The following is a 15897-nucleotide window of genomic DNA, read 5'->3' as shown; positions in this document are numbered from 1 at the left end:
GCCCGCCGCGCTTCATTCGCCCCTCCCTGCGACGGCGTACATCGCCCGGACGGACGCCCCGACGGACTGATAGGCGCGGAGTTCCTCGCGCAAGGCGTCCGCCTGGTCCTTGGCGTGCCGGTGGGCGACGTCGGCTAGGTCGCGGGCGTTCCGCTCGTTCTCGGTCGCCAACTCGGCCGCGTACTTCTTCTCGTGGGCGGGGCCGTCGTGGGCCATGTAGGCGCGGGCGAACGCCCGGTCGTACTCGCCATCGAGTCGGAGGTAGTCGGCGTACGACTTGGACACGATCGGGACCCCGCGGGCGATGCGATCCGAGATACCGCGGATGTGCCGCTCGATGTCGACTGGATTGAGGACGTCGGTCATTTGTCCTCGCCTTCCTCGTCCTCGTGGGCGACGATCACGACCGCGTCGATACCTTCAAGGGCTAGGCCGACGGCGGCCCGGGATAGGGCCTCGACGGCGCGCGTGACGACGTCGGGCGAGTCGGAGCCGACGGACGCCGTGACCCGGATCATTCGACCGCCTCGCCGTCTGCTGGTGCGTCGTCGGTGGACGGCGTGCGGATGGCGTCGACCCGTGCCCGGAACTCGTCCTTGATGTGCGGCGGGGCCGAGCGGAGGTCGTGGTCGGCATAGACCTGTTGCAACTCCTCGACCGTGGTCGCGGCGTCGAGGGCTGTCCGCAACGCGGCGACCTTGTCCTCGCCGGGCGCGGTGACGGTGACAGGCGACCCGGCGACCGAGGCGGCCCCGTCGTCGTCATCGTCGGTGACGAGTCCGGTCAGGCAGGCGAGCAGGTATCGGCGGGCGTAGGTGATCCCCGAGCCGATATCCTGCATGTGGCGGCCGTGCAGCGTCAGCGACCCCTCGACCGACTCTCCCGTCTCGACATGGACGAGTCGGCCGGTGACGTACTGCGAGCCGTCGGCGCTGATGCCGGGCGCGGACAGGAACACCAACCCGCACTCGCTCATCACAGGCCGGGCGGCGGCGGTGACGTCGGCGAGGTCGGCGTAGCGGTAGTCCCGGCCACCCGACCGGGCGACCCGGTTCTTCGGGATCGTCGGCATGGCGTCTTGGAACTGCGCGAGGGCCTTCACGAGGCGGGTCTGTGTCGTCACGCCAGCGCCTCCCGCCATGCGTCGGTGATCGGCTTCGGGTGTTCGAGGTCTCCCTCGCGGCGCGGCATGACCATTCCGAGGTAGTAGTCGCCGAACCTGACGAGCCACGGCTTGCCGTCGCTGCCCGACGCCGAGATGACCGTCGTCTCGCGCGGCGGGATGGCGACCCGCAACTCCGCAAGCATCAGGAAGTTGACGCCGAACGACGACGACAGACCCTCGCCCTTGTCCATGCGCCTGACCGCCTCGCGGAACAGGCTGACGACGTCCGGGTACTTGCCCCCCTTGCCGTCGATCATCGGACTCGCGACCGTCAGCGCGAGGCCGCTCATGTCCACGATGGACACCCCGGCCTCGGTGAACGTGACCCTGAGTGCCGGGTTGAACCGACCGCTCGGCCGGAACACGTGCAGCACCCGGGACAGGTCCCCGGCGTAGGCGTACGTCGTCAGGCTGAGGTCGTCGTCCTTGTCGTCGTCCCGAAGGGCGAGGCGGGACGCCGAGGCACGGAACCTGTCCGTCGACACAGCGAGGACGTGGTCGGGTCGAACCCGAAGCTCAACGTAGGTCAGGACCGGCAACCCGTCGTCGGTTCCGGCCGTCTTGATGGCCGGGGACAGCCAGCGCTTGATGTCGGCCGCCGACGTGGTGATCGTGACGCTCACTCGGCACTCCCGAGGATCGTCAGGCGACGTGCGGTGCCGCGCCGGGTGAACTGCTCCAACAGGTCCGGGTACTCCATCCCGAATGACTTCTTGTCGAAGTCTGACTTGCTGACGGTCTGCCACCGGGCGACCCGATGACCCCCGGCGGTCAAGAACTCGCCACGGCCAATCTCGGACTTGATGCGGCCCTCGATCGCGGCGCGTTCCTCTGCGAGCTTTGCCTGTTCGGTCTTGATGATCCCGAGGCGGGCGAGGTCATCGAGGGTCATGTCGGGGATCGCGGCCGCAACCTCGAAGTCAGGGACGGCGACCGGCCACCGTTCGGCCGCGGGGATGCCCGCCGCCAACGACTCGGGCAGGTCGCCCGCGACGACGTACCCCCAGAACTCGCGTTCGCGCTCGATCAGGGCCGAGATGAAGTCCTCGTCGCGGGGGATCGGGCCGACCTGAACCCACTCGCGGACCGCCATCTCGGCGAACCACGGCTCGCCCCACAGGTGACGCGGCACCGACTCCCATCCGGTGGTGTCGTCGCGGATGCCCACGGAGTAGTAGGTGTGGGTCCGGCCGGTCACGGCGAGGTAGTGCTGCGACTGCGCCCACGCGTGCTCGGACAGGTCGCCCGCGAGCCACTTCGCGCCCGCCTTGGATCGGTGCGACGCCGTCTTGCATTCCACGAGGCCGCCGTCGGACGCGAGGCCGTCGGGGTTCGCGTACCGCCACTCGTCGGCCTTGTGGCGGTAGAACCCGCCGGGCCGGACGGTCAGGCCGTACCGGTCCTCGACGCGAGCGATCAGGGCCGGCTCCATAGCGTGCCCGAACGCGAAGATGTTCTTGTCGTCCTCGACCGGCTCGTCAGTCGCTGTCTTGCTGAGGAACACGTGGGCCGGGGTGACGTCCGCGACGGTCGACATCGTGAGGCTGACGTGCATCCCCATGAGTACGGCGGCGTCGGTGCCGCCGATCCCGGCACGGCGCTCCTTGAGCCATGCGAGTCGGTCGGCGTGTTCGTCCACGTCGACCCGGACCGCGTCCGGCGTGCGCCAGTTGGCGCGGGCCTTGGTCGTGGTGCTCATGCGACACCTGCCTTCATCGGGCGGGCGGCGAACACCTGTCGCTCGTACGACGGCTCGGTCTGCGTGACCTGCGTGTTGGACATGGTGCAGGGACACCAGTCGTGCGAGCATCTGCGGCCGGGCGTGCGCGCGTGGCTGTCGTGGGCGTGACCGCACGCGGTGCAGCTGTATGCCGTCTCTGTTCGGATGACGGTCAGTTCTTCCATGCTTCGCTCCTGTGGTTGCTGATGTAGGTGTCGAGGTCGGCGGGGTCGTAGCGCCACGCGTTCGCGACGCGGATCGCGGCTAGGAGGCCGTCGCGGCGGAGACGGGCGAGGGTCCACACGGACACCCCGAGCCGATCCGCGGCCTCGTCGGGCTTGAGTAGGTGGCCGATCCCGACCCATCCCGCCGCCGTCATGCGAGCGGCGCGCCGTCCTTGTGGACGAACAGCTCGCCCACGGGACGCCCGAGGGCGCTGGCGAGGCGCTCGGCCTTGTCCTTGGCGATTCCGCGGGTCGGGTCCGACGCAACGGCCGAGATGGTCGACCGGGACGGCTCGCCCTCGACCGCGGCGGCGAGTGCCCGGATAGAGCCGAAGGCGTCGATCGCCTCATCGAGGACAGTGGCCCGCTTGGTCCCAGGTCGGGGGACGACCATCGCCGTGAGTTCCTGTGTGTTCATCACGCTCCTTGTCTAACTGTTGTGAACGATCGTCCATGTTAACTAGACGGACGCTAAACGAAGATCGGGAACGTGTCCACAACCGCGGGACTCGCCGCGTCGGATCTTATGGACGACGGGCGTCTAGCACCCCTAGACTTTCGTCTCACGACAACCACCAACACGGGGGGAACACGCATGAGCGACGACGACCTTTCGCTGGCTGACCTGATCCAACGGGCACAGGACAGCGAGCGGGGCCTCTCGTATCAGGGCATCGCCCGGGTGTCCGGGCTATCGAAGGCCAAGATCGGACAACTCGCGGACCGGAACTCGAAATACAACGTCCGGCCCGAGACGGTCGAGAAGTTGGCCCGCGGCCTTCATCTACCGCTCCACGTCGTGCAGCGCGCGGCGATGGTCACGGCCGGGATCGCGCCGGTAGGTGACGGCCGTTCGGCGCGCGTCGAACTGATCGCGTCGAAGCTCGACCGCCTGCCGGACGACCTGCTCGACATCATCGAGGCGATGATCGACGCCGCCGCGAAGAAGGGCCGTGGGTAGGCCGCCCCTGCCGGTCGGCACGTGGGGAAACATCAACGTCTCCGCGTGCCCCGGAGGGTATCGGGCGCGGACACGCTTCCGTGACTTCGACGGGGTCACACGGGACGTCGAGCGGGTCGGCCGGACTCGGGGCGCGGCGCGGTCCGCGCTGACCGCCGCCCTCTCTGAGCGGTCGGCCCCGTTGGGCGAGTTGGTGACGTCCGAGAGCCGGATGTCCGAGGTCATTACAATCTGGCTCGCGGAGCGCGAGGCGGACCTGACCACGAACACACTCCGCCGCTACCGCGAGGCGGTCGAGAACCACATCCTGCCGGGCGTCGGGAACCTACGTGTCAGGGAGGCGACGGTCCCGGCCCTAGACAGGTTCATCAAGGCGAAGGCCAAGACGGCACCCGCGACGGCGCGGCAATGCGCGTCGGTTCTGTCGGGCGTCATGGGCCTCGCCGTCCGGCACGGTGCCGCCCGGACGAACCCGATGCGGGACGTCGCGGCGGTGACAGTGACGGTCAAGGAGCCGCGCGCCCTGAACATGGACGAGGTCCGGTCGATCAGGACCGCGGTCCGTCGATGGCAACAAGGCCTCCCGATCACCGAGACGGATGGGCCGCCGAAGCGGAAGCGGGGACGTCCGCCGACGCAAGACCTGCTGGACGTCGTAGACCTGTTCCTCGCGACCGGCGTCCGCATCGGCGAACTGCTGGCACTCAGGTGGGCCGACGTCGACCTAGACGCCGGTTCCGTGACCATCTCGGGGACCATCATCATGTCGGACGCCAAGCCGTCGCGGCCGGTCCGACAGCCGTTCCCGAAGGGCAAGCGCGGCCGGACGCTACTCCTGCCGAAGTTCGCGGTCGACACGCTGCTCCGTCGCCGGGTGAACATGCCCGCCGAGAACGTGCATGACGCGGTGTTCCCGTCGACCAATGGCACGTGGCGCGACCCCGGCAACCTGCGGAAGCAGTTAGACCGCATCCTCGGCCAGATTGGTCTGGATTGGGTCACCCCTCACTCGTTCCGAAAGACGGTCGCGACGGTCATCGAACACGACGCCGACATCAGGCAGGCGGCCGATCAACTCGGGAACGGTGTCGACGTGACGGAGCGCCACTACGTGCCGCCCAAGACGACGGGACCGGACGCGCGCGACACCCTCCAACGACTCGCGCCAGATTCGTCCAACGAATAAAGTCAAATGTCTTGTAACTACACGGCTAGACGTGCAAGCTGGATCTGTCAGCAGGCAACCCGAAGGAGCAGGACATGAGCACCATTACCGCCGAGCGCGCGACGTACACCCTCCGATACGAGGGCGGCTACATCGCCAAGGCGACCGAGGTCACCAGCAACGCGTTCCATGTGATCGCCACCGCCTCGAACGGCGACACCTCGCCGGTTTGGGCAACCGTCGCTCAGGCCGAGCGATGGATCGCCCGTCACTACCATAACCGGGTCACGGGTCACGGGTTCGCCTGCGCCTGCCTCTGACCTCAGGCGATTCCGCGGGGTAACCGCGGGGCGTCGGCCGCTAGACAGAGAAACAGACCGGCCCTGATCTGCGTTCATGCAGGTCAGGGCCGGTCTGTCGTAGCGGGGACAGGATTTGAACCTGTGACCTCTGGGTTATGAGCCCAGCGAGCTACCGAGCTGCTCCACCCCGCGTCGGTGAACAGAACATTACCGGGCGCCGCGCACGATCCCAAATCGGGCGGTCACCGCATGGTCTGGCCGGTGGGGCCGGCGTCGGGGCCGTCGAGCGGCTGGCGGTCCAGCGGGCGCGTACGTCGACCAGGTGGTCTGGTCGTTGACGACAGCGGCTCCGTGAGGTCGAGCGGGAGGTGTGAGAGGAGGCGGTTGGGCAGGCCAAGATCCGGGAGTGAACGCCGACCCAACGCCCCGGAGGATCACCTGAAGGACGGCTCCGGCCGGGTCTCCTCGGCGGCCGGGATCTCGGCCTCCCCAGAAGCCTCGTCCATCATGCCCGCGAACAGCAGCACGAACAGCAGCACCGCCGAGAGCCCGAAGATCGGCATGGCCAGCGTGAACGGGTCGGCGCCGGCGGCGAGACCGACGTCGATCTTGGTGAGGTCGGGCCGCACCATCAGGGCGAACATGCCGGTGTAGTGCATCGCGCAGACGCCGACCCCCATGATGAGCGAGGCGAGGCCGCGCATCAGCGTGCTGCGGACGTTGAGGGTGAAGAAGAGTGCGATGACCGAGGCGGCGAACGCGATGACCAGCGAGATGCCCACCACGGCGGGCCGGTAGGCCATCTCGGCGTTCATCTGCATGGCGTACATGCCCAGGTAGTGCATGACGCCGACGCCGGCACCGACGAGCAGGCCGCCGACCACGTAGCCGACGACATTGTGAAGACGCCAGGCGATGCCGATGCCGAGACCGCCGCCGACGATGACGGCCAGCAGCGAGACCAGCGTGATCGGTACGTCGAGCCGGTAGGCGACATGCCCGTTGTAGGCGAGCATTCCGATGAAGTGCATCGACCACACCGCGCCGCCGCCGATGGCGACGGCGCCGGCGAGCAGCCACAGGAATGCGCCGGCGCCATGCCGGTCCCGGGCGCGCGAGGCGCAGGTCAGCCCGCACCAGGCGCCGAAGACCGAGATCAGGAACGACAGCGCGACGAGCGCGGGGTCGAACGACGACGCCGAGATGGTGTACTCCGGCATGGCTGCTCCTCGTGATCGGACCGGAAACGGGACCTTCGTTTCGGAAACCGTAGGACCTGATCAGAGCCGCTGAGGCGAATTTCTGCATATTTCCGCCGCCCCCGACGTTTTGTCGTACCTTGACCGTGCCGGAGCCAGTCGTTCCGGACCATTCTGTTGAGGGCATCGTCGAGATGAGGGAGCATGGCGGAGCCGACTAACACTCGTGCAGGCTCGTCCACGCGTTGGCGGGGAATCCGCCCGCGTCTGGTCGGCGTGCTGTTGATCCCGATCGTTGCCGCGCTGGTGCTGGGCGGCATCCGGATGGCCTCGGCCGTCAGCACCAGCGCCCAGGCCGCCCGCGCCGAGAGCCTGGCAGCCGCGCTGCCCGACAGCTTCCAGCTGGCGCTGCAGCTCCAGGTCGAGCGTGACTCCGCCGACCTGGAGATCGACGACCAGACGCTCGGCGGCATCCAGGCCACCACCGACGCGCTGGTGACCTCCTGGCGCGAGAAGCTGCTGCGCGTCGACGCCTCCGAGGACGCCAAGCTGGGCCAGGACCTCGGCATCATCAATGGCGCCTTCGACCGCCTCGGCGAGCTGCGCACGGCGCTGGCCGGCAAGGACACCAGGCTGCAGGCGCAGACCGAGATCACCAACGCCGTCGACACGCTGCTGGCCCTCGCGCAGCGACTGCCCGCGCTCGACAACGACACCATCTACCGCCAGACCGTCGCTCTCGGCGAGGTCGCCCCGGCAGCCGACGCCCTCGGCAAGCTCGGCGAGCTGGTGACCAAGACGATCGTCGCCAAGGAGCTCAGCTCCTACGACCTGGCGCTGCTCGCACAGACCTACGGCAGGTGGGACGCCACCACCGAGATCTTCGTCGAGAACACCTCGTCGCAGGCACGCGAGCAGTTTCAGGGCCTGCTGGCCGGCGAGGGCGGCGACGTCAAGGGCTCCGGCGCCCCGGTGCTGGCCCTGGTCGAGAAGGTGTTGAGCACTGGTGACGCCTCCGGTCTGCCCAAGGCCGCCGAATTCCAGGGCCTGCAAGCCCAGTTCCTCTCGCAGATGGCCGGCGTCATCACCCAGGCGGCCACCGACCTCTCCGAGGAGGTCACCGACGCCCGGAAGAGCGCACAGCGCGACGCCGTCTACTCCGCGATCGGCATCTTCGTCGTCCTGCTCCTCGCGCTGCTGACGACGCTGCTCACCGCCCGCTCCATCCTCTCGCCGCTGAGCCAGTTGCGTCAGCTCGCCCTGGACATCGCTCAGCGGGCGCTGCCCGAGCGGGTGCGGCAGTTCGAGGAGTCCGACGGCGAGGCGCTCGACATCACCGTCCAGCCGCTGCCCGTAGCCCGAGGCGACGAGATCGGCGAGGTGGCCGAGGCTTTCGACGCGGTCCACGCCGAGGCGGTCCGGCTGGCGGGGGAGCAGGCCGAGGCGCGCGCCAACGTCAACAGGATGTTCGTCAACCTCTCCCGCCGCTCACAGAGCCTGGTCGAGCGCCAGCTGCGCCTCATCGACGAGCTCGAGGCCAGCGAGCAGGACCCGGACCACCTGTCCAACCTGTTCCGGCTCGACCACCTCGCTACGCGTATGCGCCGCAACGACGAGTCGCTGATGGTGCTCGCCGGCGGCGACACCGGCCAGGGCACCCGCGGCCCGGTGCCGGTCCTCGACGTACTGCGCGCCGCGAGCTCCGAGGTCGAGCAGTTCGCCCGGGTGGAGATCGAGTCGGCCGAGGCCGCGAAGTTCCGTGGCGCGGTGGCCGGCGACCTCGTCCACCTGCTCGCCGAGCTCATCGAGAACGCCACCAACTTCTCCCCGCCGGACACCTCGGTCGTGGTGCGTACGTCGCGCACCTCCTCGGCCGCCCCACTGGTCATCGAGATCCGCGACCTCGGCATCGGCATGACGCCCGAGGAGATGGCGGCCGCCAACGCCAAACTCCAGGCCGCGGGCGAGCTCGACGCCGACGTGGCGCGGATGATGGGCCTGGTCGTGACCTCGCGGCTGGCGCACCGCCACGCCCTCTCGGTCGAGCTGCGCGGCAACACCCCACGCGGCATCGTCGCCCGGGTCACGGTGCCCACCAGTGCGCTTGCCGGTGCCGAGGGGCACACCGACCTGCTGGCCGAGGCCGAGCAGGCCTACCCGATCCCGTCGGTCGACCTGCTGCCGCCGCCGGCGCAGCCACTGGTCCCGGTCGACGACCCGATCACCGCGCCGATCGCACCACTGGCGCCGGTCGCCGACGACCCGTTCGCCGCGCCGCTCACGCCCAGCGCACCGGAGCAGCCGGCGACCCCGGCCGAGCAGCCGCTGCCAGGCCGCAAGCCGCTGGTGCCACGGTCGATGTCCAAGGCCAAGGAGGCCGCCCAGGAGGCGGCCGCGCTGGACGCCGCCGGTCCGAGCGACCTGGACGCCCTGCGGAGCCAGCGGGACCAGCAGTTCCCCGAGCAGCCGGCCGCCGAGATCCCCTCGCCGATGCCGCTGCCACCGCCGCAGCCTGAGATCCCGCCGACGGCGGCCTCCTCCGACCTGCCGGCCCGGGTGGTGCCGCCGGAGGGCTTCGAGAACGCCGCCGCCCGGGTGACCCCGCCCGAGGTCGTGCCGCCAGAGCCGGTCGCCTCGCAGCCGCCGGTCGAGAGCTGGTTCACCTCTACCGTGCCGCTGCGCGACCCGGAGGAACTGCTCAACGCCTACCTGCTCGGCAAGGCCACCGGCTCCGGTGGCGCCATCAACAACCCGTTCAAGCCGGCCGAGCAGCCGGTCAACGGCGCCACCGTGGCGGAGCCGGAGGTGCCGGCTGCGCCACCCGTCGAGCCGGTGGCGCCGCCCGAGACGTTCAGCGGCCTGCCCACCCGGGTGCCCAACGCCAACATGCCCGGCGTGCTCGGCGGCGAGACGCAGCCGTTCGAGGCCTTCGCCCCGAGGACGCCGGAGCCGCCGGCCGAGGAGCCGGCCCGGCCGGCCCCGGTCGAGCCGGTCGAGCCGGTCGTCGAGATCGCGACGGAGCCGCCGGCGCCGGTGATCGACCCGTTCATCGCCCGGCTCGCGGCCGACGTACTCAACGCCCCGCCCGCCGCCGAGGCACTCGCCGCCGAGGAGGATCAGGACGACGACACCTCGATCTTCGCGGCGCTGCAGTCGGAGTGGTTCACCCGACGGACCCCGTTGGAGGCGCGTCGTTCGCTGGCGGAGTCCAACGACGCCGAGGCGCCTGCCGAGGAGCGGTGGAGCTCGCCCGGAGACGAGGGCTGGCGCCGCGCCGCCGAGTTGGTGGAGCAGGACGCCGAGCCGGAGATCGTCAGTTCCGACGGACTGCCGGTCCGCGTGCCCGGCCGGAACCTGATCCCCGGCGCCGCGCCGGTGATCGCCCCGTCCTCCTCGGCGGCGCCCTCACCGAGGTTGGAGCGTCGACGCACCCGTGGCCTGACCAGCTTCCAGCAGGGCGTCAGCCGTGCTCGCATCAGCGACTCCGCCACCCCCGAGGCGGAGGAGACCGATTCCATCGAGGAGGAGCAGCAGTGACGACGACCGGTGTGGGACTTGACTGGCTGGTCGACAGCCTCACTCAGCGCACGCCAGACATCGCCCACGCGATCCTGGTGTCAGCTGACGGGATGCCGATGGCCAGCTCCCGGGACTTTCCCCCGGACCGTGCCGACCAGCTCGCCGCCATCACCTCGGGCCTGACCAGCCTGACCGCCGGCGCCGCTCGCTGCTTCGCGGCTGGCGGCGTCCAGCAGATGGTGGTCGAGATGGACGGTGGCTACCTGGTGCTGATGGCGGTCGGCGAGGGCTCCAGCCTCGCCGCGCTGGCCAGCCCCGAGTGCGATCTGGGCCAGGTCGGCTACGAGATGCAGTTGCTGATCTCGAGAGTGACCACCGCGCTGACCCCGGCGACACGAACCGCCGCCGACAGCGTCTGACCCCGAGGACATGCCGTGAGCGACGCTTCCCCCGAGCCCTCGCTGAGAGTCAGGCCCTACGCGCTGACCGGCGGACGCACCAAGCCGAAGGTCGAGTACCCGATCGAGGCGCTGGTCGTCACCGAGCAGCGGATCCCCGAGGGGGCGCTCAGGACTCCCGAGGACAAGGCGATCACGGATCTGTGCCGTGAGACGCAGTCGGTCGCCGAGGTGGCGGCCCGGGTGAGGCTCCCACTCGGCGTCGTGCGCGTGTTCATCGCCGACCTGGTCGACCGGGGCGCCCTCCAGGTGCACGCCACCGGGACGAGCGCCGACACCACCCCCGATGCCGCCTTGCTGGAGCGAGTGCTCAGCGGCCTGCGGAACCTCTGACGAAGAACCTCGGAACAGGAGAACCAGTGACCCCCGACACTCGACAGGCCACCACGTCGGCGAAGATCGTCATCGCCGGTGGCTTCGGCGTGGGCAAGACCACCTTCGTGGGCTCTGTCTCGGAGATCATGCCGTTGACGACCGAGGCGGTGATGACCTCCGCGACCGCAGGCGTCGACGACCTGTCCGCCGTGCCCAACAAGACCACGACGACCGTCGCGATGGACTTCGGACGCGTCTCGCTCGACTCCGACCTGATCCTCTACCTCTTCGGTACGCCGGGCCAGAACCGGTTCTGGTTCATGTGGGACGACCTGACCCAGGGTGCGATCGGCGCGGTCGTCCTCATCGACACCCGCCGGCTGGCCGACTCCTTCGGCGCCATCGACTACTTCGAGTCGCGCGGCGTGCCGTTCATCGTCGCCCACAACATCTTCGGCGACGGCGCCCGCTACACCGCCGACCAGATCCGCGAGGCGCTGGCGCTGCGGGCCGGCATCCCGATCGTCAGCGTCGACGCCCGCGACCGGGAGTCGACCAAGGCGGCGCTGATCTCGCTGGTGGAGTACGTGCTGTCGATGGTGGCGGCGCGGACCAGCCAGAACTAGGGAGGCGCTGATCAATCCCGCCTGCTGCGCGCCGCTCGCGACGGCGCCATTGATCAGCACTTCTAGCGGAACACCACGGTCTTGTGGCCGTTGAGCAGCACCCGCGTCTGCGCGTGCCACCTCACCGCCCGCGAGAGCACCTGAGCCTCGACGTCGCGACCGGCGGCGACGATCTCCTCGACGCTGGCGCGATGGTCGACCCGCAGCACGTCCTGCTCGATGATCGGCCCCTCGTCGAGGTCGGCGGTCACATAGTGGGCTGTCGCGCCGACCAGCTTCACGCCGCGGTCGAACGCCTGGTGGTAGGGCCGGGCGCCCTTGAAGCTGGGCAGGAACGAGTGGTGGATGTTGATGGCCCGACCAGCCAGCCGGCGGCACAGGTCGTCGGAGAGGATCTGCATGTAGCGGGCCAGCACGACCAGGTCGATGTCAAGCTCCTCGATCAGCTCGACCAGCCGCTGCTCGGCCGCCGCCTTGGTGTCGCGGGTGACCGGAATGTGGTGGAACGGGATGCCGTACGGCGCCACCAGCGGCTCCAGGTCACGGTGGTTGGACACCACCGCCGGGATGTCGATGCGCAGCGCCCCGGAGCGCCAGCGGAAGAGCAGGTCGTTGAGGCAATGACCGTCCTTGGAGACCATCAGCAGCGTGCGGTAAGGCATCGTCGCGCTCCACAGCCGCCAGTTCATGGCGTACGACGCGGCCACGTCCGCGAACTCCTCGCCCAGCCGGTCGACGGTCCATGCCTCGTCGAACGTCTCGAACTCGATCCGCAGGAAGAACCGGCCGGTCAGGTGGTCCTCGAACTGCTGGCTCTCCAAGATGTTGCCCGAGCGGTGGAACAGGAAGCCGGAGACGGCGTGGATCAGCCCGGGGCCGTCGGGACAGTCCACGGTCAGCACGAAGTTGGGGTGTCCGGACACGCGCGGGAGTCTACGGGTGGAAGGATTCCGGCCATGACTCGCGTCGCCGTTTGTCCGTTCGCCGAGCTGGTCGAGGCCGAGCCGGTCCGGGTCGAGCCCGTCGGCCCGGAAGGCAGGCAGAGCCCGCCCATCCTGGTGGTGCTCGCCGAGGACGGCGAGGTCTACTCCATCGACGACACCTGCACCCACCAGGACGCCTCGCTCTCGGACGGCTGGGTCGAGGGCTGCGAGATCGAGTGCCCGCTGCACGCCTCCAAGTTCTCGCTCAAGACCGGCCAGGTCGACGCGCTGCCGGCGACCAAACCGGTCCGCACCCACGCCGTGGCGATCGAGCAGGGCACCGTCTACGTCGAGCTCTCCCAGGAGCGGCCGAACCTGCCGCCGGGGGTCGGCTACTGATGGCCCGGGTGGTGGTCGTCGGTGCCGGGCTGGCCGGCCTCTCGGTGGCCCGCGCCCTGCGATCGCTGGACTACGACGGCGAGATCGTCGTGGTCGGCGACGAGCCGCACCGGCCCTACGACCGGCCGCCGCTGTCCAAGGAGTTCCTTGCCGGCGACGAGAGCACGCTGCCGCTCGAGCCCGAGGGCGAGGACCTCGACGTGACCTGGCTGCTGGGCAGCCCCGCCGCCTCGTTGAGCGGTACGACGGTGACGCTGGCCGACGGCACCGCGCTGGCCGCCGACGCGGTGGTCGTCGCCACCGGTGCCCGAGCCCGGCGCGGCATCCCGGGCGACGATCTGCCGCACGTCCACACGCTGCGGACCCTCGACGACGCCCGCGCCCTGCGCGACGCGCTCGACCGCGCCGCCGGCCAGCGGGTGGTGATCGTCGGGGGTGGCTTCATCGGCTCCGAGGTGGCCGCCGCCGCGGTGAGCCAGGGCGCGGAGGTCACCATGGTGGTGCCTGAGCACGTCCCGATCGCGCGCGGCATGGGCGAGCTCGGCGCCGTGGTGGCCGCCATCCAGCGCGGCCACGGCGTCGACGTGGTCACCGATACCTCGGTCACCGAGATCGCCGCCGACCGGGTCACCCTCTCCGACGGCAGGAGGCTGCCGGCCGACCTCGTCGTGGTCGGCATCGGTGCCGAGCCCAACACCGAATGGCTGGCCGGCTCCGGCCTGGACGTGGCCGGCGGGATCGTCGCCGACGAGCACGGCGCCACCGCGCTGCCGGGCGTCTTCGCGGTGGGCGACGTCGCCCGGTGGTGGTCGCCCGCGCTGGGCCGGCACCACCGTCACGAGCACTGGACCGCCGCCCGGGAGCAGGCCGACGTGGTCGCGGCGAGACTGCTGGGCCACGAGGGCAGGCCGCCCCGGCCGCCGTACGTCTGGTCGGACTTCTACGACCACCGCGCCCTGGTGGCCGGCCACCCCGAGCTCGGCACCGAGACCCGGATCGAGGCCGGCGACCCGGCCGAGGGCCACTTCTGCGCGGTGTCCTATCGCGACGGCGAGCCGGTCGGCGTGATCGCCGTCGACGAGCTGAGGACGTTCATGAGCTTCCGGCGAAGACTCAGGACTTGATCTTCTCGATCAGCGCGGTTGTGGAGATGGCCGGCGTGCGGGGCAGGTAGACGACCTCGCAGATGTCTCCGAACTCGTCGAAGCGGCCCGCCCAGTCGTCGCCCATGACGAGGACGTCGGCGGAGAACTTCTCGATGTAGTGACGCTTGAGCTCCAGACTCTCCTCGACGAACACCTCGTCGACGAGCTTGAGGGCACCCACGATGGCCAGCCGCTCGGCCTCGCTGAACACCGGGGCGCGGCCCTTCTTGCGCAGGTTGAGGGCGTCGGCGCTGACCCCGACCACCAGCCGGTCGCCGTACGTCGCGGCGCGCTCGATGATCCGCAGATGCCCCACGTGGAAGACGTCGAACGTCCCGAAGGTGATCACGGTGCGCATGGGGCGAAGTGTTCCACGCGCCCGGCCGCCGGGCAGAATCGTCTCCGTGACGCTGATGGTGGGGGACCCGAGCGCCGATGAGGAGCGCCGCCGGGCGCTACGCCGGATGCAGAGCGTGGCGCTGGGACTGTTGCTGCTAGCAGCGCTGGTCTACCTGCTGACGCTGGACCGGCACGGCTTCTGGGGGTTCGTCAATGCCGGCGCCGAGGCGTCGATGGTGGGCGCCATCGCCGACTGGTTCGCCGTCACCGCGCTGTTCCGGCACCCTCTCGGCCTGCCGATCCCGCACACCGCGCTGATCCCGCGCCGCAAGGACGACCTGGGCCGCGGACTGGAGCAGTTCGTGGGGGAGAACTTCCTGCAGGAGGAGGTCATCCGCGACCGGGTGCGGGTCGCCACGCCGGCGCTGCGGGTGGGTCAGTGGCTCGCCGTCCCGGAGAACGCGCGCAGGCTGGTCGACGAGGTCTCCGAGGTGGCCGCCGCCGGGCTGGCGCGGGTGCGCGACGAGCACGTCGCGCTGCTGCTCTCCGAGGCGCTGTTCCCTCGGCTGCGGGAGGAGCCGGTGGCACCGATCCTCGGCGGCCTGCTCCGCGAGGCGGTCGAGGACGACCTGCAGCGCGGCCTGGTCGACCTGATGCTGGTGGAGCTCCACGAGTGGCTGATCGAGAACCCCGACACCGTCACCGACGTGCTGGAGGAGCGGGCGCCGTGGTGGACGCCGCCGGCGCTCAACCACGGCGTCGCCGCACGTATCCACGTCGAGATGGTGCGCTGGGTGGCCGACATCCGCGACGACCCCTACCACCGGGCCCGGGCCGCCTTCGACACCTGGCTGGCCCAGCTGGCCGAGGATCTGCAGGAGGACCCCGAGACTCAGGAGCGTGCCGAGCGGCTCAAGAGCCGGATGCTCGACCACCCGCAGGTGCTTGCCTCCAGCATCTCGCTGTGGAATGCGCTGCGCCGGGTGCTCACCGCCTCGCTGCAGGACCCGGGCGGCGAGGTCCGGACGCGCGTGCACGCCGAGGTGGTCAGGTTCGCCCAACGGCTCGTCGAGGAGCCGGCGCTGCGCGACCGGCTCGACGGGCTGGCGGCCGACGCGGCCGTCTTCGTGGTCGACCGCTACGGCAGCGAGGTCACCGCGGTCATCACCCACACCATCGAGCGCTGGGACGGCCGCGAGGCGTCCCGGCGCATCGAGCTGCACGTCGGCCGCGACCTGCAGTTCATCAGGATCAACGGCACCATCGTCGGCGGTCTGGTGGGGGTCTTCATCCACGCCGTGACGCTTCTGGTTTAACTAGCGGCCCAGGGACTAGTAGCGTGTCGCCTCTAATTTGATGGGTATGTGTGTTCGGCTGTTCTGGTCGATACTGGACCGGAAGGAGTTGAGGACATGCCTCGTCCCAAGGAGTTCGTGG

At 69.9% G+C, this 15897-nt stretch carries 21 protein-coding genes and 1 tRNA gene; 10 read left to right on the top strand and 12 right to left on the bottom strand.

Features of this window, described 5'->3' with window-relative positions:
• Positions 1 to 12: 12 nt before the first annotated feature.
• The 8 genes from QM595_RS10920 to QM595_RS10885 are packed head-to-tail and all read right to left on the bottom strand — an operon-like array spanning position 13 to position 3527.
• The gene (locus QM595_RS10920) at positions 13 to 366 is read right to left on the bottom strand and encodes a hypothetical protein (protein WP_415171577.1); all 354 of its coding nucleotides are present in this window, start codon (positions 364 to 366) and stop codon (positions 13 to 15) included.
• Positions 363 to 518, bottom strand: coding sequence for a hypothetical protein (locus QM595_RS10915; protein ID WP_415171576.1), 156 nt, complete (start codon positions 516 to 518; stop codon positions 363 to 365). Before QM595_RS10915 ends, QM595_RS10920 begins: the two co-directional genes overlap by 4 nt.
• A complete protein-coding gene (locus tag QM595_RS10910; protein WP_415171575.1) occupies positions 515 to 1123 on the bottom strand; it encodes an ERF family protein in 609 nt (202 codons plus the stop codon). The genes QM595_RS10915 and QM595_RS10910 overlap by 4 nt, the downstream gene beginning before the upstream one ends.
• Complete coding sequence (locus QM595_RS10905; protein WP_415171574.1) at positions 1120 to 1788, bottom strand: hypothetical protein; 669 nt, start codon at positions 1786 to 1788, stop codon at positions 1120 to 1122. Before QM595_RS10905 ends, QM595_RS10910 begins: the two co-directional genes overlap by 4 nt.
• Positions 1785 to 2864 carry a YqaJ viral recombinase family protein gene (locus QM595_RS10900; protein ID WP_415171573.1) on the bottom strand — a complete coding sequence of 360 codons (1080 nt, stop codon included), beginning with the start codon at positions 2862 to 2864 and terminating at the stop codon, positions 1785 to 1787. The genes QM595_RS10905 and QM595_RS10900 overlap by 4 nt, the downstream gene beginning before the upstream one ends.
• Entirely contained in the window at positions 2861 to 3070 is a 210-nt protein-coding gene (locus QM595_RS10895) for a hypothetical protein (RefSeq protein WP_415171572.1), read from the bottom strand. Before QM595_RS10895 ends, QM595_RS10900 begins: the two co-directional genes overlap by 4 nt.
• Positions 3058 to 3264 carry a helix-turn-helix domain-containing protein gene (locus tag QM595_RS10890; RefSeq protein WP_415171571.1) on the bottom strand — a complete coding sequence of 69 codons (207 nt, stop codon included), beginning with the start codon at positions 3262 to 3264 and terminating at the stop codon, positions 3058 to 3060. Before QM595_RS10890 ends, QM595_RS10895 begins: the two co-directional genes overlap by 13 nt.
• Positions 3261 to 3527, bottom strand: a complete 267-nt coding sequence (locus QM595_RS10885) for a hypothetical protein (RefSeq protein ID WP_415171570.1) — start codon at positions 3525 to 3527, stop codon at positions 3261 to 3263. Before QM595_RS10885 ends, QM595_RS10890 begins: the two co-directional genes overlap by 4 nt.
• A 177-nt stretch (positions 3528 to 3704) precedes the next feature.
• Here QM595_RS10885 and QM595_RS10880 point away from each other — a divergent pair, with 177 nt between their 5' ends.
• The 3 genes from QM595_RS10880 to QM595_RS10870 all read left to right on the top strand — a co-directional run bounded on the left by QM595_RS10880 (position 3705) and on the right by QM595_RS10870 (position 5555).
• Positions 3705 to 4070, top strand: a complete 366-nt coding sequence (locus QM595_RS10880) for a hypothetical protein (protein WP_415171569.1) — start codon at positions 3705 to 3707, stop codon at positions 4068 to 4070.
• Between the two features lie 211 nt (positions 4071 to 4281).
• Complete coding sequence (locus QM595_RS10875; protein WP_415171568.1) at positions 4282 to 5256, top strand: tyrosine-type recombinase/integrase; 975 nt, start codon at positions 4282 to 4284, stop codon at positions 5254 to 5256.
• Between the two features lie 74 nt (positions 5257 to 5330).
• Positions 5331 to 5555, top strand: a complete 225-nt coding sequence (locus tag QM595_RS10870; RefSeq protein ID WP_415171567.1) for a hypothetical protein — start codon at positions 5331 to 5333, stop codon at positions 5553 to 5555.
• A 100-nt stretch (positions 5556 to 5655) separates the two neighbouring features.
• Here QM595_RS10870 and QM595_RS10865 read toward each other — a convergent pair.
• Both QM595_RS10865 and QM595_RS10860 read right to left on the bottom strand, forming a co-directional pair.
• Positions 5656 to 5729 (bottom strand) — tRNA-Met (locus tag QM595_RS10865).
• A gap of 242 nt (positions 5730 to 5971) precedes the next feature.
• Entirely contained in the window at positions 5972 to 6757 is a 786-nt protein-coding gene (locus QM595_RS10860; RefSeq protein WP_415171566.1) for an MHYT domain-containing protein, read from the bottom strand.
• 255 nt (positions 6758 to 7012) lie between these two features.
• Between QM595_RS10860 and QM595_RS10855 the strand changes: the two genes are divergently transcribed.
• Genes QM595_RS10855 through QM595_RS10840 form a run of 4 tightly spaced genes read left to right on the top strand, consistent with a single transcriptional unit; the run spans position 7013 to position 11654 of the window.
• Positions 7013 to 10273, top strand: coding sequence for an ATP-binding protein (locus QM595_RS10855; RefSeq protein ID WP_415171565.1), 3261 nt, complete (start codon positions 7013 to 7015; stop codon positions 10271 to 10273).
• Positions 10270 to 10674 (top strand): roadblock/LC7 domain-containing protein, encoded by a 405-nt coding sequence (locus QM595_RS10850; protein WP_415171564.1) that lies wholly within the window; start codon positions 10270 to 10272, stop codon positions 10672 to 10674. The genes QM595_RS10855 and QM595_RS10850 overlap by 4 nt, the downstream gene beginning before the upstream one ends.
• Positions 10675 to 10689: 15 nt before the next feature.
• Positions 10690 to 11046: a DUF742 domain-containing protein gene (locus QM595_RS10845; RefSeq protein ID WP_415171563.1), complete on the top strand. Its 357-nt coding sequence runs from the start codon at positions 10690 to 10692 to the stop codon at positions 11044 to 11046.
• A gap of 26 nt (positions 11047 to 11072) precedes the next feature.
• The gene (locus QM595_RS10840; RefSeq protein WP_415171562.1) at positions 11073 to 11654 is read left to right on the top strand and encodes a GTP-binding protein; all 582 of its coding nucleotides are present in this window, start codon (positions 11073 to 11075) and stop codon (positions 11652 to 11654) included.
• 62 nt (positions 11655 to 11716) lie between these two features.
• On the opposite strand, the gene purU is transcribed toward QM595_RS10840, so the two are convergent.
• A complete protein-coding gene (purU, locus tag QM595_RS10835; RefSeq protein WP_415171561.1) occupies positions 11717 to 12577 on the bottom strand; it encodes a formyltetrahydrofolate deformylase in 861 nt (286 codons plus the stop codon).
• A 33-nt stretch (positions 12578 to 12610) separates the two neighbouring features.
• Here purU and QM595_RS10830 point away from each other — a divergent pair, with 33 nt between their 5' ends.
• Entirely contained in the window at positions 12611 to 12976 is a 366-nt protein-coding gene (locus tag QM595_RS10830; protein ID WP_415171560.1) for a bifunctional 3-phenylpropionate/cinnamic acid dioxygenase ferredoxin subunit, read from the top strand.
• Positions 12976 to 14100, top strand: a complete 1125-nt coding sequence (locus QM595_RS10825) for an NAD(P)/FAD-dependent oxidoreductase (RefSeq protein ID WP_415171559.1) — start codon at positions 12976 to 12978, stop codon at positions 14098 to 14100. The genes QM595_RS10830 and QM595_RS10825 overlap by 1 nt, the downstream gene beginning before the upstream one ends.
• Here the strand turns inward: QM595_RS10825 and QM595_RS10820 are convergent.
• On the bottom strand, positions 14090 to 14479 hold the full coding sequence (locus tag QM595_RS10820; protein WP_415171558.1) for an adenylyltransferase/cytidyltransferase family protein: 390 nt from the start codon (positions 14477 to 14479) through the stop codon (positions 14090 to 14092). The genes QM595_RS10825 and QM595_RS10820 overlap by 11 nt on opposite strands.
• 55 nt (positions 14480 to 14534) lie before the next feature.
• On the opposite strand from QM595_RS10820, the gene QM595_RS10815 reads away from it, so the two are divergent.
• Entirely contained in the window at positions 14535 to 15776 is a 1242-nt protein-coding gene (locus tag QM595_RS10815; protein ID WP_415171635.1) for a DUF445 domain-containing protein, read from the top strand.
• Positions 15777 to 15897 lie beyond the last annotated feature (121 nt).

The organism is Nocardioides sp., assembly GCF_047607185.1.
In the GTDB taxonomy this organism is placed as follows: domain Bacteria; phylum Actinomycetota; class Actinomycetes; order Propionibacteriales; family Nocardioidaceae; genus Nocardioides.
Note: the sequence above shows the minus strand (reverse complement) of the source record. Positions and strands in the feature narration are given on the sequence as shown.